The organism is Halobacillus sp. BAB-2008 (assembly GCF_000328325.1).
Taxonomy (GTDB): Bacteria; Bacillota; Bacilli; order Bacillales; family Halobacillaceae; genus Halobacillus.
The window spans coordinates 15,709-41,294 of sequence record NZ_ANPF01000017.1 but is presented as its reverse complement, the minus strand read 5'-3'; the positions used below and the strand labels follow the sequence as shown (position 1 = coordinate 41,294).

General features: G+C 52.1%; 28 protein-coding genes. 18 read left to right on the top strand and 10 right to left on the bottom strand.

Features of this window, described 5'->3' with window-relative positions; all coding sequences use genetic code 11:
• Positions 1-55: 55 nt before the first annotated feature.
• From D479_RS04995 to D479_RS04980, 4 genes are read right to left on the bottom strand one after another with little or no spacing between them, the layout of a single operon-like run.
• Positions 56-496: a PTS sugar transporter subunit IIA gene (locus D479_RS04995; protein WP_008634358.1), complete on the bottom strand. Its 441-nt coding sequence runs from the start codon at positions 494-496 to the stop codon at positions 56-58.
• A 5-nt stretch (positions 497-501) separates the two neighbouring features.
• Complete coding sequence (locus D479_RS04990) at positions 502-1,674, bottom strand: mannitol-1-phosphate 5-dehydrogenase (RefSeq protein WP_008634357.1); 1,173 nt, start codon at positions 1,672-1,674, stop codon at positions 502-504.
• Positions 1,675-1,696: 22 nt separating this feature from the next.
• Positions 1,697-2,257, bottom strand: a complete 561-nt coding sequence (hxlB, locus tag D479_RS04985; RefSeq protein ID WP_008634355.1) for a 6-phospho-3-hexuloisomerase — start codon at positions 2,255-2,257, stop codon at positions 1,697-1,699.
• The gene (locus D479_RS04980) at positions 2,254-2,961 is read right to left on the bottom strand and encodes a ribulose-phosphate 3-epimerase (RefSeq protein WP_008634353.1); all 708 of its coding nucleotides are present in this window, start codon (positions 2,959-2,961) and stop codon (positions 2,254-2,256) included. Before D479_RS04980 ends, hxlB begins: the two co-directional genes overlap by 4 nt.
• Positions 2,962-3,111: 150 nt before the next feature.
• Here D479_RS04980 and D479_RS04975 point away from each other — a divergent pair, with 150 nt between their 5' ends.
• Entirely contained in the window at positions 3,112-3,861 is a 750-nt protein-coding gene (locus D479_RS04975) for a DeoR/GlpR family DNA-binding transcription regulator (protein WP_008634352.1), read from the top strand.
• Positions 3,862-4,021: 160 nt separating this feature from the next.
• Here D479_RS04975 and D479_RS04970 read toward each other — a convergent pair whose 3' ends face one another.
• Positions 4,022-5,020 carry a tRNA-dihydrouridine synthase gene (locus D479_RS04970; RefSeq protein WP_008634350.1) on the bottom strand — a complete coding sequence of 333 codons (999 nt, stop codon included), beginning with the start codon at positions 5,018-5,020 and terminating at the stop codon, positions 4,022-4,024.
• 236 nt (positions 5,021-5,256) lie between these two features.
• Here D479_RS04970 and D479_RS04965 point away from each other — a divergent pair, with 236 nt between their 5' ends.
• Entirely contained in the window at positions 5,257-6,822 is a 1,566-nt protein-coding gene (locus tag D479_RS04965) for an FMN-binding glutamate synthase family protein (protein WP_008634348.1), read from the top strand.
• Between the two features lie 36 nt (positions 6,823-6,858).
• Here D479_RS04965 and D479_RS04960 read toward each other — a convergent pair whose 3' ends face one another.
• The 4 genes from D479_RS04960 to D479_RS04950 all read right to left on the bottom strand — a co-directional run bounded on the left by D479_RS04960 (position 6,859) and on the right by D479_RS04950 (position 9,225).
• Positions 6,859-7,809 (bottom strand): alpha/beta hydrolase, encoded by a 951-nt coding sequence (locus D479_RS04960; RefSeq protein ID WP_008634346.1) that lies wholly within the window; start codon positions 7,807-7,809, stop codon positions 6,859-6,861.
• Positions 7,810-7,924: 115 nt separating this feature from the next.
• Positions 7,925-8,485, bottom strand: coding sequence for a hypothetical protein (locus tag D479_RS04955; RefSeq protein ID WP_008634345.1), 561 nt, complete (start codon positions 8,483-8,485; stop codon positions 7,925-7,927).
• Positions 8,486-8,576: 91 nt separating this feature from the next.
• Positions 8,577-8,756: a hypothetical protein gene (locus tag D479_RS20435; protein WP_152413318.1), complete on the bottom strand. Its 180-nt coding sequence runs from the start codon at positions 8,754-8,756 to the stop codon at positions 8,577-8,579.
• Positions 8,757-8,853: 97 nt separating this feature from the next.
• On the bottom strand, positions 8,854-9,225 hold the full coding sequence (locus tag D479_RS04950) for a hypothetical protein (RefSeq protein WP_008634343.1): 372 nt from the start codon (positions 9,223-9,225) through the stop codon (positions 8,854-8,856).
• A gap of 163 nt (positions 9,226-9,388) precedes the next feature.
• Between D479_RS04950 and D479_RS04945 the strand changes: the two genes are divergently transcribed.
• From D479_RS04945 to D479_RS04900, 9 genes are all read left to right on the top strand, one after another.
• Positions 9,389-10,201, top strand: coding sequence for a GNAT family N-acetyltransferase (locus D479_RS04945; RefSeq protein ID WP_008634340.1), 813 nt, complete (start codon positions 9,389-9,391; stop codon positions 10,199-10,201).
• Positions 10,202-10,356: 155 nt separating this feature from the next.
• On the top strand, positions 10,357-11,292 hold the full coding sequence (locus D479_RS04940) for an AraC family transcriptional regulator (protein WP_008634338.1): 936 nt from the start codon (positions 10,357-10,359) through the stop codon (positions 11,290-11,292).
• Positions 11,293-11,310: 18 nt separating this feature from the next.
• Positions 11,311-11,673, top strand: coding sequence for a DUF1761 family protein (locus tag D479_RS04935; RefSeq protein ID WP_008634336.1), 363 nt, complete (start codon positions 11,311-11,313; stop codon positions 11,671-11,673).
• Positions 11,674-11,770: 97 nt separating this feature from the next.
• Positions 11,771-12,157, top strand: a complete 387-nt coding sequence (locus tag D479_RS04930; RefSeq protein ID WP_008634334.1) for a VOC family protein — start codon at positions 11,771-11,773, stop codon at positions 12,155-12,157.
• 250 nt (positions 12,158-12,407) lie between these two features.
• Positions 12,408-13,829, top strand: coding sequence for an SLC13 family permease (locus tag D479_RS04925; RefSeq protein WP_008634331.1), 1,422 nt, complete (start codon positions 12,408-12,410; stop codon positions 13,827-13,829).
• Between the two features lie 27 nt (positions 13,830-13,856).
• Entirely contained in the window at positions 13,857-15,014 is a 1,158-nt protein-coding gene (locus D479_RS04920; RefSeq protein WP_008634329.1) for an amidohydrolase, read from the top strand.
• Positions 15,015-15,128: 114 nt separating this feature from the next.
• Positions 15,129-16,112, top strand: a complete 984-nt coding sequence (locus D479_RS04915; protein WP_008634328.1) for an HNH endonuclease domain-containing protein — start codon at positions 15,129-15,131, stop codon at positions 16,110-16,112.
• 162 nt (positions 16,113-16,274) lie between these two features.
• Positions 16,275-17,627: an FAD-binding oxidoreductase gene (locus D479_RS04910; RefSeq protein WP_008634326.1), complete on the top strand. Its 1,353-nt coding sequence runs from the start codon at positions 16,275-16,277 to the stop codon at positions 17,625-17,627.
• A 252-nt stretch (positions 17,628-17,879) separates the two neighbouring features.
• The gene (locus tag D479_RS04900; RefSeq protein WP_008634324.1) at positions 17,880-18,200 is read left to right on the top strand and encodes a DUF3817 domain-containing protein; all 321 of its coding nucleotides are present in this window, start codon (positions 17,880-17,882) and stop codon (positions 18,198-18,200) included.
• A gap of 60 nt (positions 18,201-18,260) precedes the next feature.
• Here D479_RS04900 and D479_RS04895 read toward each other — a convergent pair whose 3' ends face one another.
• On the bottom strand, positions 18,261-19,523 hold the full coding sequence (locus tag D479_RS04895; RefSeq protein ID WP_008634323.1) for an Nramp family divalent metal transporter: 1,263 nt from the start codon (positions 19,521-19,523) through the stop codon (positions 18,261-18,263).
• A 236-nt stretch (positions 19,524-19,759) separates the two neighbouring features.
• On the opposite strand from D479_RS04895, the gene D479_RS04890 reads away from it, so the two are divergent.
• The 7 genes from D479_RS04890 to D479_RS04860 all read left to right on the top strand — a co-directional run bounded on the left by D479_RS04890 (position 19,760) and on the right by D479_RS04860 (position 25,559).
• A complete protein-coding gene (locus D479_RS04890) occupies positions 19,760-20,464 on the top strand; it encodes a DnaD domain protein (protein WP_008634322.1) in 705 nt (234 codons plus the stop codon).
• On the top strand, positions 20,461-20,799 hold the full coding sequence (locus tag D479_RS04885) for a hypothetical protein (protein ID WP_008634321.1): 339 nt from the start codon (positions 20,461-20,463) through the stop codon (positions 20,797-20,799). The genes D479_RS04890 and D479_RS04885 overlap by 4 nt, the downstream gene beginning before the upstream one ends.
• The gene (locus D479_RS04880; RefSeq protein WP_008634320.1) at positions 20,786-22,117 is read left to right on the top strand and encodes a replicative DNA helicase; all 1,332 of its coding nucleotides are present in this window, start codon (positions 20,786-20,788) and stop codon (positions 22,115-22,117) included. The genes D479_RS04885 and D479_RS04880 overlap by 14 nt, the downstream gene beginning before the upstream one ends.
• Before the next feature lie 129 nt (positions 22,118-22,246).
• Positions 22,247-23,149 carry an alpha/beta hydrolase gene (locus tag D479_RS04875; protein WP_008634319.1) on the top strand — a complete coding sequence of 301 codons (903 nt, stop codon included), beginning with the start codon at positions 22,247-22,249 and terminating at the stop codon, positions 23,147-23,149.
• A gap of 139 nt (positions 23,150-23,288) precedes the next feature.
• Positions 23,289-24,410, top strand: coding sequence for a GGDEF domain-containing protein (locus tag D479_RS04870; RefSeq protein WP_008634318.1), 1,122 nt, complete (start codon positions 23,289-23,291; stop codon positions 24,408-24,410).
• Between the two features lie 97 nt (positions 24,411-24,507).
• Complete coding sequence (locus D479_RS04865) at positions 24,508-24,873, top strand: CidA/LrgA family protein (RefSeq protein ID WP_008634316.1); 366 nt, start codon at positions 24,508-24,510, stop codon at positions 24,871-24,873.
• Positions 24,870-25,559 carry an LrgB family protein gene (locus D479_RS04860; RefSeq protein ID WP_008634309.1) on the top strand — a complete coding sequence of 230 codons (690 nt, stop codon included), beginning with the start codon at positions 24,870-24,872 and terminating at the stop codon, positions 25,557-25,559. Before D479_RS04865 ends, D479_RS04860 begins: the two co-directional genes overlap by 4 nt.
• Positions 25,560-25,586: the final 27 nt, after the last annotated feature.

The window sequence follows — 25,586 nt, the reverse complement described above, 5'->3', positions numbered from 1 at the left end:
CCCTTTCTGAATTTTCAATTAGTTCAGGTTAAAAATTTTGAACCTTAGACATGGTTTACTGTTCAACCATCTTCAATACTTCCAAAACTTCCTTCTCGCTGTTGGACTCTTCCAATTTGTTCTTAAGTTCATCTTCGATCAGAATCGTGGATAAATCAGAAATCAAATCCAAGTGGCCGGTGCTGTCTTCTGCGGCCAAAACGAAGAATGTCTTTACCTCTTTGTCTTTAGGGAATTTCACTGCTTCTTCCAGTTTCAAGTAAGAAACGCTGGTTTTGACCACGCTTCCTTCATTTTTAGCGTGCGGCATGGCCACTCCGGGAACGATAACGATATAAGGACCGTTCACATGTACGTTTTGTATCATGTCGTCAATATATTTGGAAGTTATGGTCCCGCTTTGAAGTAACGGGGCGGCAGCTTCTTGAATGCCTTCTTCCCAAGAATCTACGGATGATAGGAATCTTATATTTCCTTCTAAATAGTTAGCTAACATGTGTATCACCTTCCGTTATTTATTGTCTTTGTTTGACTGTTCTGCACCTTGAGATAGCAGTCTTTGATCCTCGTACGTAAAGCGCTTTCCTTTATGGAAGTGAAGTGGATGATCGCTTCTTCTATGCCGTGGTCACGAATATGATTCTGAAGTGCGACGGACTCTTCATCTTCCGGATTATCGTAGGAAAGAGCAGCCGCTGCTACGCTCAACAAGTTGTCGATTGGTAATTCCAATTGGAACAAGGAGCGCATCGGAGCAATGATCCTTTCCTGAAAGCCCAGCTTTCTGATAGGAGAACGAGCGACACGTGTGACGTCATCACGTATATTCTTATTTTTGAAGCGTTGGATGGTTCTGTCTATGAACTCATCCATCTCTGTTTTATTAAAGTCATAAGCTTCCATAAAGTAGGCAGAGGATTCTTGAAGGGTTCTCTTAAGAATCCCTTCCACTTCCGGGTCATCCAGTGCACTTTGTATGGTGGAATGTCCTTTAAGGAAGGCGGTGTATGCCACCGCTGCATGGCCGAGGTTGACCATGAATAATTTTCTTTCTATGAATGGACCCAGTGTTTCGACATATGTGACATCTTTTATAGGAGGCAGGTCTTGGCTGCGCTTTCCTCCGGTTTCAATGATCCACTCATAGTAAGGTTCTACTAACGTAATTTCGCCGTCCGGGCTGGATTCAGAAAGGGATAAACGGTCGATGGCCGAATTCGGGAAGCCGACCTTTGAAAGTATAGCACTCTTTTCATCTTCCGGGATGTGTTTGTATACTTCCTCTTGTAATTTAGTAGAGGCATTCACCATATTCTCATTGGCGATGACTTGGATCGGCTTCTTGTCCTGCTTTACTCGTTCCATTAGCCCCTTGGCAATGGCGGGAGCGATTTTAGCCAAATTATCCGGCCCTACCGATGTTGTGATGAGGTCCGTTTCGATAATGGCTTTGCTCACATCTTCGGAGCGGCCGGAGATCGCGTGAACGGGCTCTATCCAATACTTCGAGTGTTGGTCATCCAAAATTTTGACGGCGTATCCCTTTTGGCGGTTGAGCTGATCCACGGTCTCTTCGTTAACATCGACAAAGCAGACATCCAATCCGGTTTTGTTCAACAGGCAGCCGATCAATCCTCTTCCGATATTCCCGGCACCAAAATGCAGCGATTTCATAAGAAGGCCTCCTTTCTTCTGGCTATTCCAGGTTTGCGTGATATTCCCAAAGGGAGTTCAATTCGATGTTCTTTTCGTCGACCATCATCAACGCTAACGTATCCCCAAGCAATAATAGGCTTTGTTCAAACAGGCTTTTCATTGGTTGTTCCGATACGACAGCTCCTTCATCTTCGGTGTTTGAAGTGATTGGAATTCTTATGAAAAGGTCCGCGTATTTGCTCATCGAGCTGTCCGGGTTTGTTCCGATATGAGCGACTTTTGCATGGAACTGCTTGGCTTTGCCGGCTATGATCAGCGGGAACTGTGTCTCTCCACTTCCTGAACCGACGATCAATAGATCTTTATCTGTAATGGCGGGCTCTGTAATCTGCCCGACGACATACGTTTGGATTCCGATATGGGACAAACGCTTTGCTATGGACTTCAGGGATAAAAGCACGCGCCCGACTCCTACAAAAAATACTTTCTCCGCTTTGTTTATTTCTGCAATCAGACGATCGACATCTTCGCTGTTTACGTTGGTCAACGTGGTTGTGATCTCTTCAGTGATTTTTCTTTGTGCTGCCGTATAGCTGCTCATAATTGTTTGACCTCCTCTTTCAATCCTTCTGCAATCAACTGTTCCATCAATTTCTTGTTATGCGCTGTAGAATGGTCGGATTGGAACAAGCTCGTGCTCCCTGCGACTAAGATATCTGCGCCGGCGCTAACCAGCTCTGGTATCGTATCGAAAGAGACACGCCCGTCTACTTCTATTTTTGTATCAAGTCCTTTGTCTGAGATCATCCGTGCCAATGCTTCTACTTTTTCTACGGCATACGAGACTTGTTTTTCATTCTTGTCCGTAGCAAAACCTGGATTGATAAGCATCAAAAGAACGGTATCGCATTGTGGCAGTACATACTCCAGAACCGACAGCGGCGTGGCAGGGTTTAATGCAATACCGACTTTTGCGCCCTGCTGTTTGATCAGCTTGATGTAGCGGTCGATGTGGGAGCTGGTTTCGATGTGGAAGGTGATCTGTTCCGCTCCGATCTTCAGCATTTCATTGATGAAGAATTCGTTGTCTTCGGACATGATATGGACATCGAAATTCATGTCGGTTTTCTTTCGCAATTGTTCAACCGTGGATAAACCGAGCGGCATGCTTGGGCTGAACGATCCATCGATGATATCGATGTGTAAGGTATCCAACCCTTCCTTTTCCAGCTCCTTTACTCCACTTTCTAAATTGAGAAGATCCGCGCACATGATAGATGGGGCAATGGTTACTTCTTTTTGCATGTTTGTGCCTCCTTGAGTAATTGTTAATGCCTTTTTTATCATGTTAATGCAGGTTATCAGAAAAGTAAAGCGTTTTCTTTGCTTGGATTTGCATGTTTGTGCGTGGGGTGTGCTATAATTTAAGAAATGATAATAAGGAGTATTTCACATATGCTGAAGCAGGAACGCCAACAAAAAATTGTTGATATTCTTAACGAAGAACACAAGGTGATCGCCAGTGATTTGAGTAAACGGCTTTCGGTCTCGGAAGATACGATAAGGAGAGATTTGAAAGAACTGCATAATCAAGGGGTGATCAAGAGGGTTCACAGCGGAGCACTGAGGAAGGGACCTCCCGTTGAAGACTTCTCAACGAGACAGGGGATCTATAACGAATCTAAATTGAGCCTGGCATCCAAGGCGCTGGAGTTTATCCATGACGACATGGTTTTGTTGATTGACGGTGGAACGACGAACCTGCAGTTGGTCCATCAACTTCCCATGTCCTTAAAGGCCACGGTCATTACGAACAGTCCTCCGATAGCGACGGCTCTTACTAATCATGAATCGGTAGAGGTTATTATGGTTGGTGGGACGCTGTTCAAGCAGTCGATGGTCAACTTAGGCATTGATACGTTCGAATCTTTGAATGCCATGAGAGCCGATTTGTATATCATGGGGATTTATAAAATCGATGCTCAGAATGGAATCAGCGTCCCCAGTATGGCGGAAGCGCTCGTCAAACGGAAAATGGCCGCCGTATCGACGGAAATTCTAGGCATGGTCACCAGTGATAAGCTCGACACCATTTCCAATCATATCGTATGTCCTACGGAAGAGTTGACTTATCTGATAACCGAGAAGGTCAATCCTGATATAAAGAAACTGTATGAACAACAAAGTGTTACCATCCTGGACTGAAGTTATTGATAGGTATTTTCTATCTGTTAAGGGGTAGAGAGCTAGGAAGAGATGGGAACAGCAAAAAATGTGAGTCTTCCAACACCATGGAAGGCTTTTTTCTTTTCCAATAAAAAAAGGAGAGCCGCGACGGCCCTCCTCTCTTCATCACTCTATGCCATTACTTAACCGAAAACCCTTCTGCTTCCTCCACGCCGTCTCCCGCTGCGAATTCATCCAGAAGCGCGCGCACTTCGTCGGTCGAGTTCGTGCTCATCAGCTGGTTCCGCAGCTCGCTTGCGCCGCGGAAGCCGCGGACGTAGATTTTGAAGAAGCGGCGGAGCGGTTTGAAGAGACGCGGCTCCAGTTCTTCGGAATATTTGTCGTGCAGGTCGAGCTGCAGGCGGAGCAGGTCGAGCAGTTCGGCGCTCGTGTGCTCTTTCTTCTCTGTTTCGAAGGCGAACGGGTTGTGGAAAATGCCACGTCCGATCATGATGCCGTCGACGCCATATTTCTCGGCGAGCTCAAGACCTTTCTGGCGGTCCGGGATGTCCCCGTTGATGGTGATCAGGGTATCCGGAGCCACTTCATCGCGGAGCTTGACGATGTCCGGGATCAGCTCCCAGTGGGCATCGTAGTTGCTCATTTCCTTCTTCGTGCGGAGGTGGATGGACAGATTGACGATGTCCTGCTCGAGAAGGTGCTTGAGCCAGTCGAACCACTCGTCGACTTTCGTGTAGCCGAGGCGGGTCTTGACGCTGACGGGAAGTCCTCCCGCTTTGGCTGCTTCGATCAGCTCGGCGGCGACTTCCGGACGGCGGATCAGGCCGGAGCCTTTGCCGTTCCCGGCGACGTTCTGGACAGGACAGCCCATGTTGATGTCGATGCCCTTGAAGCCCATTTCGGCCATGCCGATGCTCATCTGGCGGAAGTATTCGGGTTTGTCGCCCCAGATGTGGGCGACGATCGGCTGTTCGTCTTCCGTGAACGTCAGGCGTCCCCGTACGCTGTCTTTCCCTTTCGGATGACAGTAGCTTTCTGTATTAGTGAATTCCGTGAAGAACACGTCCGGTCTCGCTGCTTCGGTCACGACATGACGAAAAACGACATCCGTCACAGCTTCCATCGGTGCAAGAACAAAAAACGGCCGCGGCAGCTCATGCCAAAAATTATCTTTCATCATATAGGAAACCCTTTCTTTTATGAGAATTGTTCAGTGAATGACTTCTTACTTTATCTATAACCAGTCAGACTGGATTTCAACCAGTATATACTTTAATGGTATTGGCCGAAAAGTGCAAGGGAACGGGGCTTCTCCATGTGTAGGAAATCCTTTACATCAAGGATTTTCATGTTTTATCGGCTTCTTCCGGGGTAGAAAAGTTATATTCCCATATTTGGAAGGAGTGGAGCACAGTGGACAGTGTGCTGTTGGTGAGTTTGTCCGTATTGTTCGCGATTGTCGTTTTTGTTCCGGTCGTGCTTTTGCTGCGGCTGTATATTCATGATGAGAAGCAGGAGGAGCATTCGGTCCTGCGCAATTATCCGCTGCTCGGGAAGTTCCGCTACATAATCGAGAAGATGGGTCCGGAGCTGCGGCAGTATCTGTTCCATAATGACAGGGAAGGGAAGCCGTTCAACCGCAAGGAATTCGAATTCGTCAACAAGGCGGCGAAATACAATTCCCGGCTGATGTCGTACGGTGCGGAGCGGGATTTCACGGAAGACGGGTACTATTTGGTGAACGACATGTTCCCGGTCAAGGATGAGGAGCTGCGCAAAGAGGAAGCGGCACCGGTCGCGACGAAGCTGTATGACGTCGATAAGGAGAAGTTGTTCAGCCGGCGGGAGCATGCGGAGGATGGCGAGCTCGACCCGGTCTATCTTCATGAGGACGATCGTGTCGTGTTAGGGCAGGATACGGTGACACAGCCGTTCAGGCCGAAGGGATTGATCGGCCAGTCGGCGATGAGCTTCGGGTCGCTCGGCGATCATGCGATCACGGCGCTGTCGAAAGGGCTCGGCCGTGCGGGCGGTACGTGGATGAACACGGGGGAAGGCAGTGTGTCGCCCTACCACTTGAAGGGCGACGTCGATATCATCATGCAGATCAGCCCAGGCTTGTTCGGCGTGCGCACGAAAGACGGCGATTTTTCCTGGGAGGAGTTCCGTAACCATGCCGGGACCGATCAGATCAAGGCTTTCGAGCTGAAGCTCGCCCAAGGCGCGAAGACGAGGGGCGGGCACGTCGACGGCAGGAAGGTCACCGAAGAAATCGCCGAGATCCGTAAGGTGAAGGCGGGTGAGGAGATCGACAGTCCGAACCGCTTCCCCGGGATCGATACGCCGGCACAGCTGCTTCATTTTCTCGAGGAGCTGCGGACGGTCGGGGACAAGCCGGTCGGCATGAAAATCGTCGTCGGAAGCGAGAAGCAGCTGGAGCGGCTGATCGCAGCGATGGAGGAGGAAAACATCGTCCCGGATTTCATCACGGTCGACGGCAGCGAGGGCGGTACGGGCGCGTCCTATTATGCCCTCGCCAATTCGGTCGGACTGCCGGCGTTCTCAGCAGTTCCGATGGTCGATGACGCCTTGAATCGGCACGGCCTGCGGGAGCGGACGAAGATCATCGCTTCCGGGAAGCTGCTGACGCCGGATAAGATCGCGATGGCGCTTGCGCTCGGGGCGGATCTGATCAACATCGCCCGCGGCTTCATGATCAGCGTCGGCTGCATCATGTCGCAGGTATGCCATAAGAACACGTGCCCGGTCGGCGTCGCCACGACGGACAAGAAGCTTCAGGAGGCGTTGACGATCGAGGAGAAGGAGTACCGCGTCACCAATTACTTGATCGCGCTCCGCAAAGGGCTCTTCGACCTCGCCGCCATCGCCGGATTGAAGTCGCCGGTCGAGTTCAACCGGGAGCACATCGTCTATCATTCCGATTTCCGCAAGGCGGTGACGGAGGACCGGATGGTATGAATCAGAAAAAAGGACGGAGCTTCGGCTCCGTCCTTTTTATGTTTCTTTCCGTTCGAAGGCCTGCTTCACGGCCTGGATATATTCTTCCCGGGCGCGCTTCGATAAGGCTGCTTCCGGTGCGACTTGTTCAAAGCCGTGGTAGGCGCCGGGATAGAGATGGAATTCGACGTCCACCCCTGCTTTGGCAAGCTTCGTGACATAGGTGAGCGTTTCGCTGCGGAAGGGGTCGAGCTGGCCGATGCACGTGTACGTGTACGGCAGTCCGCTGTAGTCCTCGGCCCGGGCAGGGGCGGCGTAGGCGGTGACGTCGTCCGTGTCGTGAAGAGCACCTAAATACATCCGCCAGCCGAAGGCGTTCGTCTTGTGGTTCCAGACCATCCCTTCGGTGATTTCGTGCGCCGACGGAGTGTCGTTGCGGTCGTCGATCATCGGATAGAGCGGCATTTGGAAACAGATCGACGGGTATTGCCGGTCCCGGGCAAGCAGGGCGAGTGCCGCCGTCAAGCCGCCTCCGGCACTGACGCCGGCGACGCCGATCCGGTCGCGGTCGATGTTCATCGCTTCGTGATGGTCGGCGATCCACGTCAGCGCCGCATAGCAATCCTCGAGCGCAGCGGGATACGGGTGCTCCGGGGCAAGGCGGTAGTCGACGGAAACGACGACACAGCCGGCCGTCTTGACGATGTCGCTGCACAGGCCGTCGCTTTCGTCATAAGCACCGAGGATGAATCCGCCGCCATGCATCCACAACAGGACAGGCAGCGTCTCGTCGCTGTCCTTCGGCCGGTAGATTTTCCATTTCAGCGCATCGCCGTCCGGTCCTGTGATCGTCTCATCGGTCATGGAAACGGCCGGATCCGTGTACGGCTCCTTCCTTTCGGCGGAATTTGCACGGATCGCAGGCAGATAGGCTTCGTTCATGTAGTCGTCGAAGCCGGGAAACTGGTCGAGATGTTCCCGCAGCTCCGGGTTTATCCTTTTATTCACTGGTTACACTTCCCTATGGTTTTGTCCCTTCCATCATACGGGAAGAAAATTATGGGAGTCAAAACATCAAGAAGCCGCCGCGCCCATCGAGGGAAAGGCGCGGCGGCTTCTATGATCATGCTTCCTGTTCGTTCTGGAACGTCTCCACGACGTCGGCAATCTCGTAGATCATCGCTTCATCGACGTTCTCCTCTCCTTCTTCCGGGTAGATGTCCCACGTCTTCTTCTCGCCGTCCGGGCTGTTGTAGACGCCCTGGACGTAGCCGGCACCTTCGTTATTCACGGTACCGACAGACAGGTCTTCCATCAGAAACGCATGGATGTGCGTCTCATCCGCTCCGAGGAAGAAAATCGGGTACGGGGACTGCTCGTAAAACTCGACGTACTCGTTCCCGTCGGCCGTATCGAAGGCATCCTTCGATACGATCAAGCCGTCATAGTCGCGTTCATCGCTCTCAAGCTCTGCCAAATCGACAGGGACCAATTCCAGGTTCTCCACTTCCGGCGGTTCGTCTTCCCCTGCGTAAGCAAAGACGAGGGGCTTCCCGTCATAGGACGCTTCCTCTTCCGAAGCCCCGGTATCTTCCGTCTCGTTTCCGGATGCGGTGTCCTGGCTTTGGCATGCGACCAGAGCCAGGGCGGATAAACCGACAATCAAGCATTTGAATAGCTTCATGGTATGCACCTCTTTGGAGCCGTATTTATAGTCACCTTAACAGATGGACCGATTTTGTTGAATAGGCGGATGCCTCTATTTGGTCGTTTTTTTAATAAATGGAATACGTGTCATAGTCGTAGATATAGGCGTAGTGGTTGGATGTGCTGCTGACAGAGGCTGTGCCGGACCAGACGAGGCCGCTCGCTGTCGCAGAGCCGGAGATCGTCATTTCCTGGTTGTTATAGAAGTCTCCGTTCACCTTCCACCAGATGGTCGTCGAGCTCGTCAATTCGGCTTTGATGCTGCCGCCGAAGCCTTTTGATGTTCCGTTGTAAGAACGGTTGATATCGACATCTTCGATTTCTTCAAAAGAATAGAAGGATCCGCTACCGCATGTCCAGACATAGAGGTGTAGAGCTCACATCAAGGCTGACGCCGATCCGGTGCGGGTCGACGGCTCCGCAAGAGCTTCCTTCTGTCGTCGCACGTTTGGATGCGGCGTTCTGCAGTTCGTTCGATTTATCCGGGTGCTGGGCTTTCGCCTTCTCGACGGAAATGCCCTCATTGGCGGCGATTTCTTCAATCATCTCATCATAGGTCAATTTTTCAATCGTAACGTTTTCGTTATCATTCAAGTTCGCAAGGTCGATCGATCCCGACTGTCCACCCGTGCCGGCGGCGAAGGATGTGATCGGGAGACTGAAACCGAAAACCAAAAGGACGACGGCCATGCCTAACAGCTGAAAGCTTTTTCTCATGCGCTCCACTCCTTTAGTTGTTTGATAACTTCCAGTTAATTCCACCGTAACATAACTGGAAAGGATTTCAACGGGTTTCGGGGGATATGTACCTATCGTTCTATGACTTTAGGGAGGGGGTTCTTGGTATAATAATAGAAAAGGGCTAGAGGAGGCGTTGGAAATGTTCCAATCTATGCAAGCTGTGCCGCTCGGGGATGTGACGGAGGCGATGAACGACGGATTCTCCGATTACGTCGTGCCGATGCAGATGACAGAAGACCAACTCGCGAACCGTATCGAGAAGCAGGGATTATCGAAGGAGCACTCGGTCGTGTACATAGAAGAAGAGGAGATCGCCGCCGTCCTGCTCTTTGGGATCGATGTGTTCCAGGAGACGAAGCAGGCGTGGATCGGCGGCATGGCCGTCCGTCCGAAGTTCCGGGGAAGGGGCATCGCCCGCAAACTGCTGGACTTCGCTGTCAAAACCGCGGAAGAAGCGGACTGTGCCGAAGTCCTGCTTGAAGTGATCATGGAAAACACACGTGCCTGGCAGATTTATGAGGCATACGGATTCGAAACCATCAACGAACTGATGGTCGCCGGGCTTGGCGCTTTGCCGTCCCCGGATGATGGTCTTCCGGACATACGCTTTGAAAAAGAGGAGGAGGATGTGACGGAACCGTACCGCACGCCGTGGCAGAACCGCCTGGAACGGACGGGGAATGCGTACCACATCTGTCTGGACGGGGAAAGGGTCGGCTGGATATCCTTCATGCAGAGAGAAGCGAAGGCGATGGTCCTGCAGATGCAGGTGACCGATCAATCGCTGACGGCCCGCATCCCCGCCATCCTCCAGCAGTTGAAGGTGGACTTCGGAATCGAACAGCTTTCCGTTCATAATTTCATGATGGATACGAAGGAATATGAAGGGTTGGCGGATCTTGTGGCGGGGGATGTCATCCAACAGTATCAGATGAAAAAAAGCATCGGCTGAGTGGCGATAGTACCACGAAAAGAAGGCTGTTCTGGATAGGCAAAGAGCTCGGAGAAAGTGTATTGCATATTGTTTAATTTATCCCCATTCTTACCTGAGATCCCTCTGTTTTCTGCTGAAATTCATGTAAGAATCGTATAAAGGAGAGGGTTTCCATGTCCCGGAATAAAGTGCAGCAACAGTTGATGGTGAAGGTCATTGATTACATAACCACCCATTTAACGGAGGATTTAAGCCTTTCTCGTCTGGCTAAGTTATCCTCATATTCGCCGTATTATTTTCAACGCTTATTCAAAGAGATGATCGGGGAAACCCCTGCCGCGTTCGTAAAGCGGATGCGGCTCGAACAGGCTGCCCATCTATTAATCTATGAGCCCCACCTTGCGATTACAGAAGTAGGCATGACCTGCGGGTTCTCCTCCATATCGTATTTCACCTATTCCTTCCAGTCATATTTCCGTACAAGTCCGAAGCTGTGGAGGAAGGGGGCTTATCTGGAGCGGTTTCCGAGGGAGTATAAAAACAGCAAGAATTCTAAACTTCTCCGCAGAAACTCGAAAGCAGATGTGGAAGATGAAGCCTATAATGAATTCAAATGGCTCGATTTGGATAAGGTCGAGGTCACCCGCCTTCCTGAATCCTTTACCGTGAACCGTTATCATATCGGGTCCTACACATCCGGAATTCCAGATGTGTGGAAGGGCGCCTATCATTGGTGTAAATCCAGGGACCTGTTGGGAGCATCGACGTTGATGATTGGTGAGCCACGGAATAATCCGTACATCACCCCGCCGGAGAAAAGTTTCTACGACTGTAGAGTGACGGTGGACCCTGCGCAGGTGGATGGGGAGAGCGTGGAGCGGTTCCCTGGTGGGAAGTATGTCGTTTATTCCTTCGACATCCCTGTTCCCTATGAGGATCGAGGGATGCTGATTGAATGCTATTCAGAGCTGTACAGCTATTGGCTGCCGCAGTCTGGATATAAATACTTGGGGAACCCTCTTGAAATGACCGAAATATTCGAGGAGAGTGGTGGACTGTCGCTCCAGGTCCGCATTCGTGCCATCGCCTTGCCGATCGAGCCGAGTTAAAGGAGGAATATAATATTTATGGAAGTATCTCTGATTGCCGTTATTGTCGGCGCTGTTATTTACATTCTTTATGGGACAATCTATTATTCTCTTCGATTGAAAGGGAAGGAGGGGGCGAACCATCCGGCCCACTATGCTGCCGCTGTCCTTATCGGCTTTATCAGTTCTTTCCTGATCGGAGCTCTCGTTCAGGCTTTCCATCAGCAGGGAATCCTTCCAGGTGCTTTCCTCGGGCTTATCGTCGGTTTACTCATATCGGTCGTGTATGTGAAGAATTCCCTGTTCGGCCTGCTATCTAGAAGGAATATGTATATAGCTATCGGGGACCATCTGATTATTTTTCCACTGATTGGTGCCATCCATGGTTATTTTCTGTTCTAATGAAAGAAGCAGGACTCTATGGAGCCTTGCTTTTTTTACGGAGAAAATAGTTAGAAAATTTGGTAAAATGAAGAAAACCGTAAAAGGAGACATGCAGATGGAAATGACGCACACCCGCCTTCTTGTCGATAACTACAAGGAATGCTTTCACTTCTATAAGAATGTCCTCGGCTTTGCGGTCGTTTGGGGAGATGAGGATTCGAACTATGCCGATTTCCGTTTCCAAGGCTGTACGCTCGGTCTGTTCGAGCGCAGGCAGATGATGGAGGCGGTCGGGGAGATATATAAGGAGGAAATCCCTCGGGTCGATACGGCGGCGCTGATCTTCCGGGTGGATGATGTGGAAGCGGTGTATGAGGAGATGCGGGAGAAGGTGACGTTTCTTACTACGCCGACGGAACAGAAGGATTGGGGGATCAAGGTCGCCCATTTCCGGGATCCGGCCGGTACGCTTCTGGAAATCTATGAGAGTATGAAGCTGTAAAACGAATATTTATACAAAAGTCCATCTTTTTATTCAAATTAATTGATTATCTCCTTGCGTTATCGATTGTTTTAATATACGATATAATGCATAAACATTCATAGAGTTGGACGTCAAAAGCGCAGTCAGAGGGAAGCTTGGATCGGGATCATTGTCACGGCATGATGGATACATACCTACTGATGCAGCAGCGGCGGGGACGCTGCTGTTTTTCGTTTACTTCCAGCTTCACGAAAAGGAGATCAGGCAGATGGCACATAGTAATCAGCAAACGACACCACAACCGAATCAACCGAAGGAGAACAAGGGAATCAACATCAACGCCTTTGCACTCATCTTTGGGGTCATCATCCTTTCCGCGGTACTGACTTATATCCTGCCGGCGGGGGAATATCAGCGGGTCGAACAGGACGGACGTACGGTCGTCGATCCTGATTCCTTCGAGTTCACGGATCAGTCGCCGGTCGGCTTCTTCGACGTATTCGGAAGCATCCATACCGGAATGGTGAACGGAGCGGGGATCATCTTCTTCGTCCTCATCATCGGCGGTGCCTTCGGAATCCTGAAGGCGACCGGGGCGCTCGATGCGCTGATTTTCACGCTTACGAAGAAGCTTGCGGATAAGGAACTGCTGCTGATCCCTGTGCTGACCCTGTTCTTCGCGATCCTCGGGTCGTTGATGGGGATGGCGGAGGAGACGATCATCTACATCGCCATCGTCGCTCCGCTTGCGATTTCGCTCGGATTCGACTCGATCGTCGGCTACGCCATGGTTGCGATCGGTGCGAACATCGGCTTCATGAGTGCGGTGATGAACCCGTTCAACGTCGCCGTCGCTCAAGGGATCGCCGAACTGCCGCTTTATTCGGGCATGGGATTCCGGATCATCCTGCTTGCGAGCTTCTATCTGGTCGCAGTCTTCTACATTTACCGCTATGCGAAAAAAGTGAAAAAGTATCCGGAGCTCCGTTATCTCGGAAATGCTCCGAAAGATAAGTTGAAAACGACATCCCAAGTGAAGATGGAGACGCATCACAAATGGATCCTTCTCGTCTTCCTTGCGAACTTCGGCGTACTGATCTACGGTGTGCTACAGTTCGGCTGGTATATCAGAGAGATCGCTGCACTCTTCCTTTTGTTCGGCGTCCTCGTCGGAATCATTGCGAGAATGTCCCCGAATAAAATCGCGGACAGCCTGATGGACGGTGCCAAACAGGTGATGGCGGGCGCCCTCATCATCGGTTTCGCCCAGGCGATCATCGTCGTCTTCCAGGACGGGAAATTGATGGATTCGATCCTGTTCTATGCAGCGAGCTTCTTAGGAGAACTGACCCCTGCCTTGAACGCGATCGGCATGTTCTTCGTCCAGCTGTTCCTGAACTTCCTCGTCCCGTCCGGAAGCGGACAGGCGGCGCTGACGATGCCGATCATCGCACCACTCGCCGACCTCGTCGGTGTGACGAGACAGACAGCCGTCCTCGCCTTCCAGCTTGGCGACGGTATTTCGAACTCGATTTTCCCGACATCGGGCGTCCTCGTCGCAGGACTCGCCATGGCCGGCATTCCATATACGAAGTGGGTGAAGTGGGTGTACCCGCTCATCCTTATCCAGATCGGCATGGCCATCGTCTTCCTGCTGATCGCCCAGGCCATCCAATTCGGCCCATTCTAAGCTTTATGACCAACGGAGGTAGCTGACATGATGACAACGATAGCGATAGATAAACAACTGACCCAATGGACGATCGACCAGCGGAGACACTTCCATAAGCACCCGGAACTGTCCGGTCAGGAGCACGAAACGTCCGCTTACGTAAAGAAACAGCTGGAGGAACTCGGCATCCCGGTTCTGCCTGGATTCTCGGAACCGAACGTCGTCGCCCTTTTCAAAGGGACGGAAGGGAAGAAAACGATCGCCCTCCGTGCCGATATGGACGCCCTTCCTATTCAGGAAGAAGGCGACAATCCCTATACCTCTACAGTGCCCGGCGTCATGCATGCCTGCGGCCACGACGGCCATACGGCGACGCTGCTCGGTGCGGCCAAATGGATGACGGAGCATCCGGATCAGATTAAGCACGACATCGTGTTGATTTTCCAAAGCTCGGAAGAGGAATCGCCGAGCGGCGCCCAGCAGCTCGTGAAAGACGGGGTGCTCGAAGGCGTCGATGCCATCTACGGCATCCATTACATGTCGAACGTCCCGAAAGGAAAAATCGGCTTCGCCGAGGGCTACGCGATGGCGTCCTGCAATGATTTCGACATCACGATCGAAGGAAACGGCGGCCACGGCGGCAACCCGCACGAAACGGTAGATCCGATCTATATCGCGACCCATCTGATCCAAAGCTTCCAGTCGATCATCAGCCGTAACCTGAACCCGATGCACCCGGGCGTGATCTCATTCGGCAAGATGGAAGCGGGCCACTCCTACAACATCGTGCCGGATAAAGTCCATTTGAAGGGGACGATCCGCGCCCTCACGTTCGAAGGCGCGGACATGATGCACCAGAAAACCGTAACCCTCACGGAAAAAATCAGCGACAGCTTCGGTGCCAAAGGCCACTACCAATTCATCGAAGGCACCCCGCCGCTCTATAACCATCCGGAATCCTGCAAGAAAGCGAAAGCCCTCATCGAAACGAGCTTCGGTGCGGACGCCTTCATGGAGCTGGAACCGGTGATGGGAGCGGAAGATTTCTCTTATTACTTGAAGGAGAAAGAAGGATTGTTCATCAACGTGGGCATGCAGGGGGAGAAGAGCCGGTATCCTCACCACCATCCGAAGTTCGATTTGGATGAGGATGTGTTGGAAACGGGATTGGAGCTTGTCGTGCGGTTGGCGGTTTCTGAATGAAATAGGGGTTTCTATCAAAAGTGCAGCTGCCGGCTGCACTTTTTTGGTATTATTCTAAATTTTCCCTTACTGTTAAGGGGAGTTGAATAATGAATCTGTGGAGGGAGAGGACAGATGAGCCATAAACTGAAGGTCGGAGAATTGAAAGCCCTCTATCTCACCGAAGAACAAATATGGCGGACGTTCACCATCGTCCTGACAGCACGATCGAAGAAGTCTGCCACCTATAAATTCGGACTGTTAAAAGCGATGGTCGAAAACCTTTACCAAGTCGATGAGCAAGGTCAGGTCACCTATGATCAGCTGGCCTATTCTTTTACGAAAATCTATTGGAATCTCGTGATTCATCATCAGCTGGAGCAGGGGACGCGGGGGTCTGCGGTCGTCAATCGATTGTTGGACATACAATCACAGGGGAATATCCCGAGAGATGTAACGTTTGATAAACTGGATCCTACTATACAGTTGAGGGCAGTGAAACAGGTGAAGTCTGTGATGAAGACAAACGTCTTCGGAGCCCTGTACGGTGATACCCATGGGGCATTCTATGCGTTCGATCATAAGACGGAGCAGTTCCAGTTCCATAAGGCGGTCCTGACGTTCATGCGGAAATACCAGCGATTGATGGTGGATTTGATCAACTACCATATGGCGAAGATGATCGAACAGCTCAATGAAGTGCCGAACGTCCATTATCTGCTGGATAAGGTGGAGAGCATAGCCAAGCGTTCGACGTTGAAGCCGTTTGAAAATGTCCTCTTGCAGTATTTTGAGCAGAGCTGTTTTTACTGTGGACGCAGCTTAGCCAAAGGGGATGTGCAGACACATGTCGATCACTTCATTCCGTGGTCATTTGTGCAGTCGGATCATCTGTGGAACCTCGTGTTAACATGCAGAAGGTGCAACACGTCGAAAAACGATAAGATTCCTGTGCGGGATTACTTGGATGATGTGGTAGAACGGAATGAATCGCTGCTTACCTATCCGGAGCTTGTCGTCCATGACAGGGATTTGCTGCACTATAAAGAAGAGAAGATGGTCCATTTATATGAGTATTCGATTCAGAATGGGTATGAGGATATCTGGCTTCCGAGTTGACGGGAATCCTCTTTTTTAAGTAAGTCAAAGCAGGTTACTGGAAGGATTGCTTACGTTCTTCTCTCTATTCAACTACTTTTCCATCCAGCGCCTTTGCCCTCACCTTTCTCCCACGCAAGAATAGAATAATAGATAACGATTATTAAAATAGAGGTGGAAGAAGTGGGGTCGGAAATACCGTTTTTGAAAGGTCTGACAGGAGAGGTGGTCACTCCGAAGGACCCGGAATATGAAGAGGCGCGCCAGGAGTGGAACCGGGCGATCGATAAGTTTCCGCTCGTGATCGTGTACTGTGAGCGGAAAGAGGATGTGAAGAATGCGATCCGCTGGGCGCGCAGGCACCGGGTGAGCATCCGGATCCGGTCGGGCGGGCATCATTATGAGGGGTATTCGACGGGGGATTTCGTGCTGGTGATTGATATCAGCCGGTTGAATGCGCTGCGGTTGGATGAGCATCACCACCTCCTTTATATGGGGGCTGGGGCGAAGAATACCGAAGTGTACGATTTTGTCGGTTCGAAGGGCTACGTTTTTCCCGGGGGGACGTGTCCGACGGTCGGTGTCGCCGGGTTCACGCTCGGGGGCGGCTGGGGATTTTCCAGCCGGCTGCTCGGTCTTGGCTGCGACAGTCTGGTGGAGATGGAGCTCGTCAATTTCAAAGGGGAGATCGTGAAAGCGAACAAGCACCGCCATGCAGATTTGTTCTGGGCGTGCCGGGGCGCCGGGGGCGGGAATTTCGGTGTCGTCGTCGAGATGACGTTCCAGCTGCCGAAGCCGGTCAACAGTCACGTGACGCTTGTCCGTTTCTACTATGTCGGCACGACGGAGGAGAAGCAGGCGGCGGTGATGGACATTTGGCAGGAGTGGCTGCCTTGTCTCGACAAGCGGATGACGCTGGTGGCGAGCTTCTATCATGCGGCGGAAGAAGGGCTCGGCATCTTCGCTCAAGGGTTCTTCTACGGTCCGCCGGAAGAAGCACGGCTGCTGCTGGCGCCGTTTGCGGTAGTGGAAGGGTTCCGGGTGGAGCTTGAGGAGTCGCCGTTCCTTGAGGCGGTGCAGAAGGTGGAGGAGACGTATCCGCCGTCGGAGAAATTCAAATCGACGGGGCGGTTCGTCGATCGGCGATTTACGGATAAGGAGTTCGAAACGATAGCCGGGCTCGTCCAGAATCCGGCGGAAGGATCGGTGTATGCAGCGGTCTCGTTCTATGCGATGGGCGGACAGATCTCGAAGATCGATAAGCGTGATACGGCATTTTACTACCGGGATGCGCACTATATCATCGGGATTCAATCCGTATGGACAGAGGATATGTTCGCTGAGAAGAACAAGGCATGGGTCCGCGAGCGCTTCGAATATATCAAGCGGATCACGGACGGGTCGTATGTGAATTTTCCAATCAGCGGGTTGAAGGATTATGAACGGGAATATTTCGGAGCCAATGCGAAGCGGCTGGACATGGTGAATGAACGGTATGATCCGTACAACGTGTTCCGCTTTCCACAGGGGCTTTAGGTGACAGGACATGGGAGGCGCTCCCGTGTCTGTTTTTGTGCAGAAAAGCAGGTTTCAACGAATTGTCACAAACCCTCGATTCATGGAGTTCCGTCCCCGTGAAGCCTGTCCTATCAACGTTTGGAAGGGAGGGGAAGGACGCAATGGCTGCGTAACGGCAGGAATCCCCCTCCCGTATGGATTGCGCCCGTCTATCCGAGCGATTAAGATGGAGGTAGATTCTATTAACACCTTGATTAAAGGAGATTGCACATGCTGAATACAACGATTGGAAAATTGAGAGTGACGGGATTCCTGGAAGGTTTGTCGTTTCTGTTTCTTTTGTTCATCTCGATGCCGTTGAAGTATATATGGGACATTCCGGAGTTCGTGACGTATAACGGGATGATCCACGGGGCGCTGTTCGTGTTGTATGTCCTCGTCGTCGGTTATGTCACCTATCAAGTCCGTTGGTCCAAGAAATGGATGATCGGCGCCCTCGCCGCTTCCGTGATTCCGTTCGGAAACTTCGTGCTCGACCACAAGCTGAAGGGCAGGTTCCCGGAGCATCAGACCGAGCGGGCAGCAGGATAATTTCATAGACGAAAAAAAGAGTCGAACCTCAGGACGAGGTTCGGCTCTTTTTGTGCTTTTTTACAGGAATGTATCGACGATCAAATAGGCGTTCAGCAGGATGACGATGAAAGAGATCACCCAGGCGGCCGCCGTCGTCATGCGGTGGTTCTTCAATCCGCCCATGATCTCCCTGTTGCTTGTGAACATAATCAAGGGTACGAGCGCGAAGGCGATGCCGAAGGACAGCACGACCTGGCTTGTGACAAGTGCTTTCGTCGCGTTGACGCCTGAGAGGATGATCGCAAGCGGCGGGATCATCGTGATGGCACGCCTGAGGTACAGGTTGATGCTTTTTCTTATAAAGCCCTGCATGACGACGTCGCCGGACATCGTGCCGACCGATGAGCTCGAGAGTCCTGCGATCAGGAGGCCGAAGCCGAACAGGATCGCTGTGAAAGGTCCGAGCGTCGAGCCGAGTTCGTTGAACATGACGGTCAAATCGTCGATGCGCATGTCGCGGTCGAAGAACAGGGCGGCTGCGATGACGAGCATGCTCATGTTGATGGCACCGGCGATGATCATCGCAAGGACGATATCGATGAATTCGAAGCGGAAGATCTGCTTCTTCTCTTTCTCGGTCCTGCCGACGACGCGCTTATTCGTGAGTGCTGAATGCAGGTAGATGGCATGCGGCATCACGGTCGCGCCGAGGATGCCGGCGGCGAGGATGATGCTGTCTGTGCCTTCGAAACTCGGGACGGCGATGCCGTGGCCGACTTCGGTCCAGTCAGGGTGCGCGAAGAACGTCTGGAGCGCAAAGGCCAGGACGACCATCAGCACCATGGCGGAAATCGTCGTTTCGAAGGCGCGGTACCCCCTCCGCTGCATTTCAAGGACAGCGAAGCTCGCAAGCGCCGTGATGACGGCAGACGGAACCATGCCGATGCCGAAGATCAGGTGCAGGCCGAGTGCCGCTCCGATGAATTCGGCAAGATCGGTCGCGATGATGACGAGCTCGCTCTGGATCCAGAGGAAGATCGACGTCTTTTTCGAGAAGCGGTCGCGTGCCACTTCAGGGAGATTCCGGCCGGTCGCGATGCCGAGCTTCGCGGACATCGACTGGATCAGGACCGCCATCAAATTCGAGAAGGCGATCACCCATAACAATTGGTAGCCGTAGGTGGAGCCTGCGGCGATGTTCGTTGCGAAGTTCCCGGGGTCGATGTAGGCGACGGCTGCGATGAACGCGGGTCCGAGGAACGGAAGGAGACGCTTCAGCCCCTTTACATCCCCGCGCAGCACCGCTTCTGCTGCGGATGTGGTTGTGCTGGTACTACTCATGTTTCTTCACCTGTTTCTGTATATTTTGCCTTTATCATAAAAAGTTGCCTGAGGTAAAAACTTAACACACGACTATTATATTCCCACTTTTTAGGTTTGTAAACAGAATCGTTTTTCGAATTTCTTCAGAAAAAAATATTTTTTTTGCAAAAACGTGACACCAAAATGCGAGGTTCTTTCGATTATAGATTGAGAGGCTTTTTATAGTCCTCCAGAAAATGAAAGGAGTTGGAAGGATGAATTATTTGAAAGAGTTGAACGTGTTCCTGGACCGATTGGAGATGGAGGAGATGAGCGCAGGAGCAGCGATCCTCTGGGTGTCGCTCATGCATTTCAACAACAAAGCAGGGTGGAAGAAGGAGTTCGCGCTGCCGTCGATGGTGCTCATGACGAAGGCACGCCTGTCGGAGACGTCCTTCAAACGGGCGCGGAAGGAGCTGAAGGAGAAGGGGTATATCAAGCATACCTTCGTTGCGAGAAACCGTGCTCCGGTGTATGAGATGATCTCGCAGCTGGGGCCGGAACAGATTACCGGTTCGGCCGGAGGAACGGCCCTTGAGCCGGACCATGGTACGGCCCGTGGGACAGCCCCTTTATATAAACAAAAGGAAAAGAAACAAAACAAGCATGAGGAGGCGGACGCTCCTTTGATCGATCCTCATACGTTCTACGAGCAGCATATCGGCCCATTGAATCCGTTGATCATCGAACGGATCACCTACTGGTGTGAGGAGCTTTCGGACAGGCTTGTGATCGAGGCCGTCAAACGGTCCGTGGAGCAGAACAAGCATTTCTTCCGGTATTGTGAAGCGATCCTGAAACGGTGGGCGGCAGACGGGGTGAAGACGGTCGCTGATGTGTACCGCATCGACTCGATGAAGGAGAAGGCAGGCGGCGGTGAAGACCTGTTCGAAGCATTCCGAAGGGAGCGGGAGCAATGACGTATGAAGAAGCGGTGAAGGTGCTGAAGACGATCAAGGATTTCTATCCGGATAAATTCCAGCTTACTGAGAACACGATCGCCATGCTTGTCCCGGAAATCGAGAAGATGGAGTATGTACCGGTAATGAAGCGTCTCACGGCGTATGTGTGGGAGAATCCTTTTCCACCGCGGCTCGTGGACATTGCGTCGTATCCGGAAGAAGTGGAGGATCAGCTGGAAGAAGAACGGAAATGGGCGCAGGAAGCGGCGGCAGTATCCATGGAAACGAAGCGGAAATTCGAAGAAGCGATGAAAAATCTGATGAGGAAGGTGACGCAGGATGTTTATAAATGAAGCGGCAGAACAAGTAGTGATCGGATCGATTTTGTTGGATGGGGGATTGATGGAGGATGCGCTGTTGTTTCCGGTCCACTTCTCGAATCCCGGGCACAGGCGGATTTATGAGGGGATGAAGAATATCCATGAGCGCAACGAGCCGGTCACCATCCTCACGGTCACGACAGAGCTGAAGGGAGAAATCGGCAAAGTGGGAGGCGTCGGGTATTTGGCGGAACTGGCAGGATCGATTGCGACGACCACTACGTTCCGGCACGATCAGCGGCTCGTCCTCGATGCCTATCGTCACAGGGCGTTGGGAGAGGCCTGTACCCGCTATATGAACGACCCGACAGATGACGGAATCGAAGAACTCTATCAGTTCTCGGAGAAATACCGCAAGTTGAGTCTGGACTGCACCGACAAGCAGATCGAAGAAACGCTGCTTGAAATCGTCCGTGAGATGGATGAAGCGGAGAAGGGGAAGACCGGTTATGGAACAGGTAATGAGCTGCTCGATATTAAAACCGGCGGCATTCAGCCCGGCGATTTGGTGATTTTGGCGGCCCGTCCGTCGATGGGGAAGACGGCCTATGCGCTTCATCTTGCGGCCAATCATTGTGAGGGCGGAGGCAGTGTCCAGATTTTCAGCCTGGAGATGGCCGTCAAGCCGCTGCTGCAGCGGATGATTTCGGCGGATGCGTCGGTGAACGGCAGGAAATGGCGGTCGAGGATGTTCAGCGACAGCGATTATGAAGGCGTCGTGGAATCGGTCGGGCGGATTTCCGAATGGGAACTCGACATCCATACCCACGCCCCTACCTACGAGGATATCCACGCTCATACGAGAGCTTACCTTCGCAGACATAAACCTCCGCGTCCGATGATCATCATCGACTATCTCCAACTGATGTCCACGAATGACCGCCATGAACGCCGCGACCTCGAAATCGGCCACATTACCCGCTCCCTTAAGAAAATGGCGGTGAAATATAACATTCCGATCATCCTCCTATCCCAGCTTTCCCGCCAGGTCGACCAGCGCCGCGAGAAGCCTCCGCTTCTGTCTGACCTGCGCGAATCCGGCAATATCGAACAGGATGCCGATATGATCACTTTCCTCTACCAATCCCAGGACCCGCAGGATGAAGCACACAAGGATAAAATCCATCTCCATATCGGCAAGCACCGGAACGGCCCGGTTGGAGACATTCCAATGTATTTCCGCAAAGAGTTCGGTAGATTTGAAGAACGGGGAGAGGGGAGTCTGGAGGCTTTACCGGAGCAAGGAACGTTTTTACTTCAAAAAAAGAACACGCCGACTCCGACTGTCTGACCGCCTCTTCTGTGACCTTCCGCTCAGATCGTTTCCGTGATTCCCTGATTGTTAGTCTTCCTTTCCTGTTTTTTCAGTAGAGAGGTCTGTTTCATTGATTCCATTCCGGGGGAGGAGTAAAGTGTCTCGATGTGGAAAGTTTTAGCAGAAAGGATGAGGCAGATGTGGAAAGAAGACTATGTAAAAGTGAATGATGTCCATCTTCATTACGTTACCAAAGGAGAAGGAGAGCTGATGCTGTTCCTTCACGGATTCCCGTACTTCTGGTACAACTGGAACCATCAGATGGAAGCCTTCGCGGAGGATTATAAGGTCGTCGCGGTCGATATGCGCGGCTACAACCTCTCCGATAAGCCGGAGGATGTCGAGGCTTATAAGATGAAGATTCTCGTTGATGATGTGAAGAAAGTGATCGAAGCGTTCGGAGAGAAGGAATGTATCCTCGTCGCGCATGACTGGGGCGGTGCGATTGCCTGGTCGCTTGCCTATACGGACCCTTCTTATGTGAAAAAACTGATCATGTTCGATGCGCCGCATCCGCATACGTTCCGTCGGGAGCTTGCGGAGAATCCGGCCCAGCGGGAAGCGAGCAGCTATATGGGATTCTTCCAGCGTCCGGATGCGCATGAGCTCCTGCTTCAGAATGATGCGGAGCGGGTGAAGAAGATTGTGACCTATCCGGGGCTCGAGAAAGGCTACCTGACCGAGGAGGAGGCGCAGAAATACGTCGATGCCTGGACACAGCCGGGAGCGATGAACGCGATGCTGAACTATTACCGGGCGATTTCCTTCTTCCCGTTCGAGGAGCATCTGAAGAAGCCGCTCCGCCTGCCGTATGACACGTTCGAAGCGCCGACACTCCTGATCTGGGGCGATGACGATATCGCTTTTGAGAACAGTAACCTGGACGGGATCGAAGCGTATGTTCCGGATATCACGATCCACCGTATGCCGGGGGTCGGCCATGCGCCGCACCACGAGAAGCCGGCAGAGGTCAATGGTTATATGCGTGCATTCCTTGAAAGAAAATGATGGTGAAAAACGTCCTCGGATGAGGGCGTTTTTTGTTGTTTTTTTACTGAAAAAGGACGTTTTGCTGTTCGGGATGCAGGAGAGTATGGGAGAAAGGTAGAAAGTAAGAAGAAAATCTATCGGTATAGGGGAGCGGTGTATGGAGATCATCGTGCAGTTTCAAATCAATCTATTTGCCCTTGTCATTCTGGCTGTCCTGTATATGATCATGCGGGCGAAGTCCAAGGTGGAGAGCTTCGGGAAGAAGGTGCTGAAGACGATCATGGCAGCGACCGCCTGTGCGATCGTTCTCGAACCGATGACGTGGATTTTCGACAAGAAGCTGTTCCCCGGGGCATTCGTACTCGAGTATTCGACCAACTTCCTCCTGTTCCTGATCGGACCGGTCCTCGGCGGTCTGATGCTGTCGTATGTCGATTACCACCTTTTCAAAGATCCTTCCCGTGTGCAGAAACGCATGTACTACCAGCAGCTCAGCATCGTGACGCTTGCTGTCCTTCTCATCAATATCTATCATCCTATCTACTTCGACGTCGAACCGGGCATCAATAAATACAGCAGCGCCGCGTTCAAAGACGTCCATTACGTCGTCCTCGGCAGTCAATATGTCTATATGTTCGCATTCGTTATTAAGAATCGAAAGCGGCTGCCCTCGTATGTCACCGGTCTCTTCCTCCTTTTCTTTGCGCTGCCGATCGTCGGAATGGTCGTCCAGCTGTTCGAATCGCGGATCTATTTCTCATGGACGGCAATCGTGATCGGGATTCTCGTCTCCTATACGTTTCTTGAATCGGCGACGACGGAGGAGGATTTCCTGACGAAGCTCTATAACCGGCAGAGTTATGAAGTCTATGTCAATCACCTGATCGAGATCCGTCGTCCCTTCGGCATACTGTTGATCGATCTCAACCATTTCAAGGAAGTCAACGATAAATACGGCCACCGAGAGGGCGATCAGGTTCTCGTCGGCTTTGCCCGTGTGTTGAAGAAGGTCTTCCAGCACAAAGGGCTTTGCGCCCGCCTCGGCGGGGATGAATTCATCGTCGTCGTCGAGAAGGAGATCCGGAACGTCGTGCCTGCGGTCACGGAAGTCGAGCGGAAGTTGAAGCGGCAGGAGGAGGCGCTTCTCCGCCAGACTCGTTTCAGCTACGGTTATCAAGCGTATGAGCCGGGCATGTCGACAGAGGAACTGTACACGGCAGCCGACCGGAAGATGTATGAGTTCAAGCGCATGGGCAGGCAAAAGAAGACGCTTACGTAACATCGGGGGCATTTTTCTACCTGCAAAAACGGTGACCTGAGACGGGAAGCGTACTATACTAGGGGTTGGAAGTTCATTAAGGAAAGAAGGATTCATTGTGTCAAAAGCAGCAAAGATTCTCTTACAAATAGCCGGACTCTATCTTATTTATCTGATCGGGACGTGGATCCAGTCGGCGCTCCACCTGTTCATTCCCGGCAGCGTCATCGGCCTGCTTCTGTTATTCGTATTATTGATGCTGAAGGCGGTACCGGAGAAGTGGTTCCGGAAAGGGACGGGCTTCATGATCGCGAACCTCCCGTTCTTCTTCATCCCTGCGACCGTCGGTATCATCAGTTACGCTTACGTCTTTAAAGGAAAAGGGCTGCTTCTGATCGTGATCGGCCTTCTCAGCACCGCGCTTGTGATGGGGCTCTCCGGAGTCGTCACCCAGCGGATGGTCAGAAGGAGGGAGGAAGCATGAAGGAGATAGGTATCGGAATCTTCATGGTCGTCCTCACGGTGGCTGCCTATAAGGCGGCGACCTTCGTTTACCGGAAGCACAACCGGATGTACACGGCGCCGATCATCGTCTCCACGGTGATCATCATCGCGTTCCTCCTCGTCTTCCACCTGCCGTATGAAACGTATATGACAGGCGGGAAATGGATCGATCACCTGCTGGGGCCGGCCGTCGTGGCGCTTGCGTATCCGTTGTATCAATACAGGGAGATTCTGAAGCGTATGCTCGTCCCGATCGTCACAGGTACGTTCATCGGTGCCATCGTCGGCATCACGTCAGGTCTGCTCCTCAGTAAGTGGGCAGGATTCAGCAGCCTGATCATCCATTCGATCGTCCCGAAATCCGTGACGACGCCTGTTGCGATGTCCATTGCCGAATCGACGGGCGGTGCGATGCCGCTCGCCGCTGTCTTCGTCATGATCGCCGGCATCGGCGGTGTGCTGATCCATCCGTTCGTCATGCGCTATACGAACCTGACGCACCGGATCGGGCGCGGCGTCGGGATGGGAAGTGCCTCCCACGCCATCGGAACAGCGACGGCGATGGAGCGCGATACGCTGGAAGGCTCGATCAGTACGATCGCCATGGTGCTGAGCGCCGTCATCGTGTCGATCCTTGCCCCTGGTCTGTCCCTGTTACTACTATGAAAAATGACGAAAAACGTCGGAGACTCC

What these genes read in the sequence shown, in the direction of transcription:
- D479_RS04995 (WP_008634358.1), bottom strand. Translation starts at nt 496, where the DNA reads ATGTTAGCTAACTATTTAGAAGGAAATATAAGATTCCTATCATCCGTA.
- D479_RS04990 (WP_008634357.1), bottom strand. Translation starts at nt 1,674, where the DNA reads ATGAAATCGCTGCATTTTGGTGCCGGGAATATCGGAAGAGGATTGATC.
- hxlB (WP_008634355.1), bottom strand. Translation starts at nt 2,257, where the DNA reads ATGAGCAGCTATACGGCAGCACAAAGAAAAATCACTGAAGAGATCACA.
- D479_RS04980 (WP_008634353.1), bottom strand. Translation starts at nt 2,961, where the DNA reads ATGCAAAAAGAAGTAACCATTGCCCCATCTATCATGTGCGCGGATCTT.
- D479_RS04975 (WP_008634352.1), top strand. Translation starts at nt 3,112, where the DNA reads ATGCTGAAGCAGGAACGCCAACAAAAAATTGTTGATATTCTTAACGAA.
- D479_RS04970 (WP_008634350.1), bottom strand. Translation starts at nt 5,020, where the DNA reads ATGAAAGATAATTTTTGGCATGAGCTGCCGCGGCCGTTTTTTGTTCTT.
- D479_RS04955 (WP_008634345.1), bottom strand. Translation starts at nt 8,485, where the DNA reads ATGAAGCTATTCAAATGCTTGATTGTCGGTTTATCCGCCCTGGCTCTG.
- D479_RS04950 (WP_008634343.1), bottom strand. Translation starts at nt 9,225, where the DNA reads ATGAGAAAAAGCTTTCAGCTGTTAGGCATGGCCGTCGTCCTTTTGGTT.
- D479_RS04945 (WP_008634340.1), top strand. Translation starts at nt 9,389, where the DNA reads ATGTTCCAATCTATGCAAGCTGTGCCGCTCGGGGATGTGACGGAGGCG.
- D479_RS04940 (WP_008634338.1), top strand. Translation starts at nt 10,357, where the DNA reads ATGTCCCGGAATAAAGTGCAGCAACAGTTGATGGTGAAGGTCATTGAT.
- D479_RS04935 (WP_008634336.1), top strand. Translation starts at nt 11,311, where the DNA reads ATGGAAGTATCTCTGATTGCCGTTATTGTCGGCGCTGTTATTTACATT.
- D479_RS04930 (WP_008634334.1), top strand. Translation starts at nt 11,771, where the DNA reads ATGGAAATGACGCACACCCGCCTTCTTGTCGATAACTACAAGGAATGC.
- D479_RS04925 (WP_008634331.1), top strand. Translation starts at nt 12,408, where the DNA reads ATGGCACATAGTAATCAGCAAACGACACCACAACCGAATCAACCGAAG.
- D479_RS04920 (WP_008634329.1), top strand. Translation starts at nt 13,857, where the DNA reads ATGATGACAACGATAGCGATAGATAAACAACTGACCCAATGGACGATC.
- D479_RS04915 (WP_008634328.1), top strand. Translation starts at nt 15,129, where the DNA reads ATGAGCCATAAACTGAAGGTCGGAGAATTGAAAGCCCTCTATCTCACC.
- D479_RS04900 (WP_008634324.1), top strand. Translation starts at nt 17,880, where the DNA reads ATGCTGAATACAACGATTGGAAAATTGAGAGTGACGGGATTCCTGGAA.
- D479_RS04895 (WP_008634323.1), bottom strand. Translation starts at nt 19,523, where the DNA reads ATGAGTAGTACCAGCACAACCACATCCGCAGCAGAAGCGGTGCTGCGC.
- D479_RS04890 (WP_008634322.1), top strand. Translation starts at nt 19,760, where the DNA reads ATGAATTATTTGAAAGAGTTGAACGTGTTCCTGGACCGATTGGAGATG.
- D479_RS04885 (WP_008634321.1), top strand. Translation starts at nt 20,461, where the DNA reads ATGACGTATGAAGAAGCGGTGAAGGTGCTGAAGACGATCAAGGATTTC.
- D479_RS04880 (WP_008634320.1), top strand. Translation starts at nt 20,786, where the DNA reads ATGTTTATAAATGAAGCGGCAGAACAAGTAGTGATCGGATCGATTTTG.
- D479_RS04875 (WP_008634319.1), top strand. Translation starts at nt 22,247, where the DNA reads ATGTGGAAAGTTTTAGCAGAAAGGATGAGGCAGATGTGGAAAGAAGAC.
- D479_RS04870 (WP_008634318.1), top strand. Translation starts at nt 23,289, where the DNA reads ATGGAGATCATCGTGCAGTTTCAAATCAATCTATTTGCCCTTGTCATT.
- D479_RS04860 (WP_008634309.1), top strand. Translation starts at nt 24,870, where the DNA reads ATGAAGGAGATAGGTATCGGAATCTTCATGGTCGTCCTCACGGTGGCT.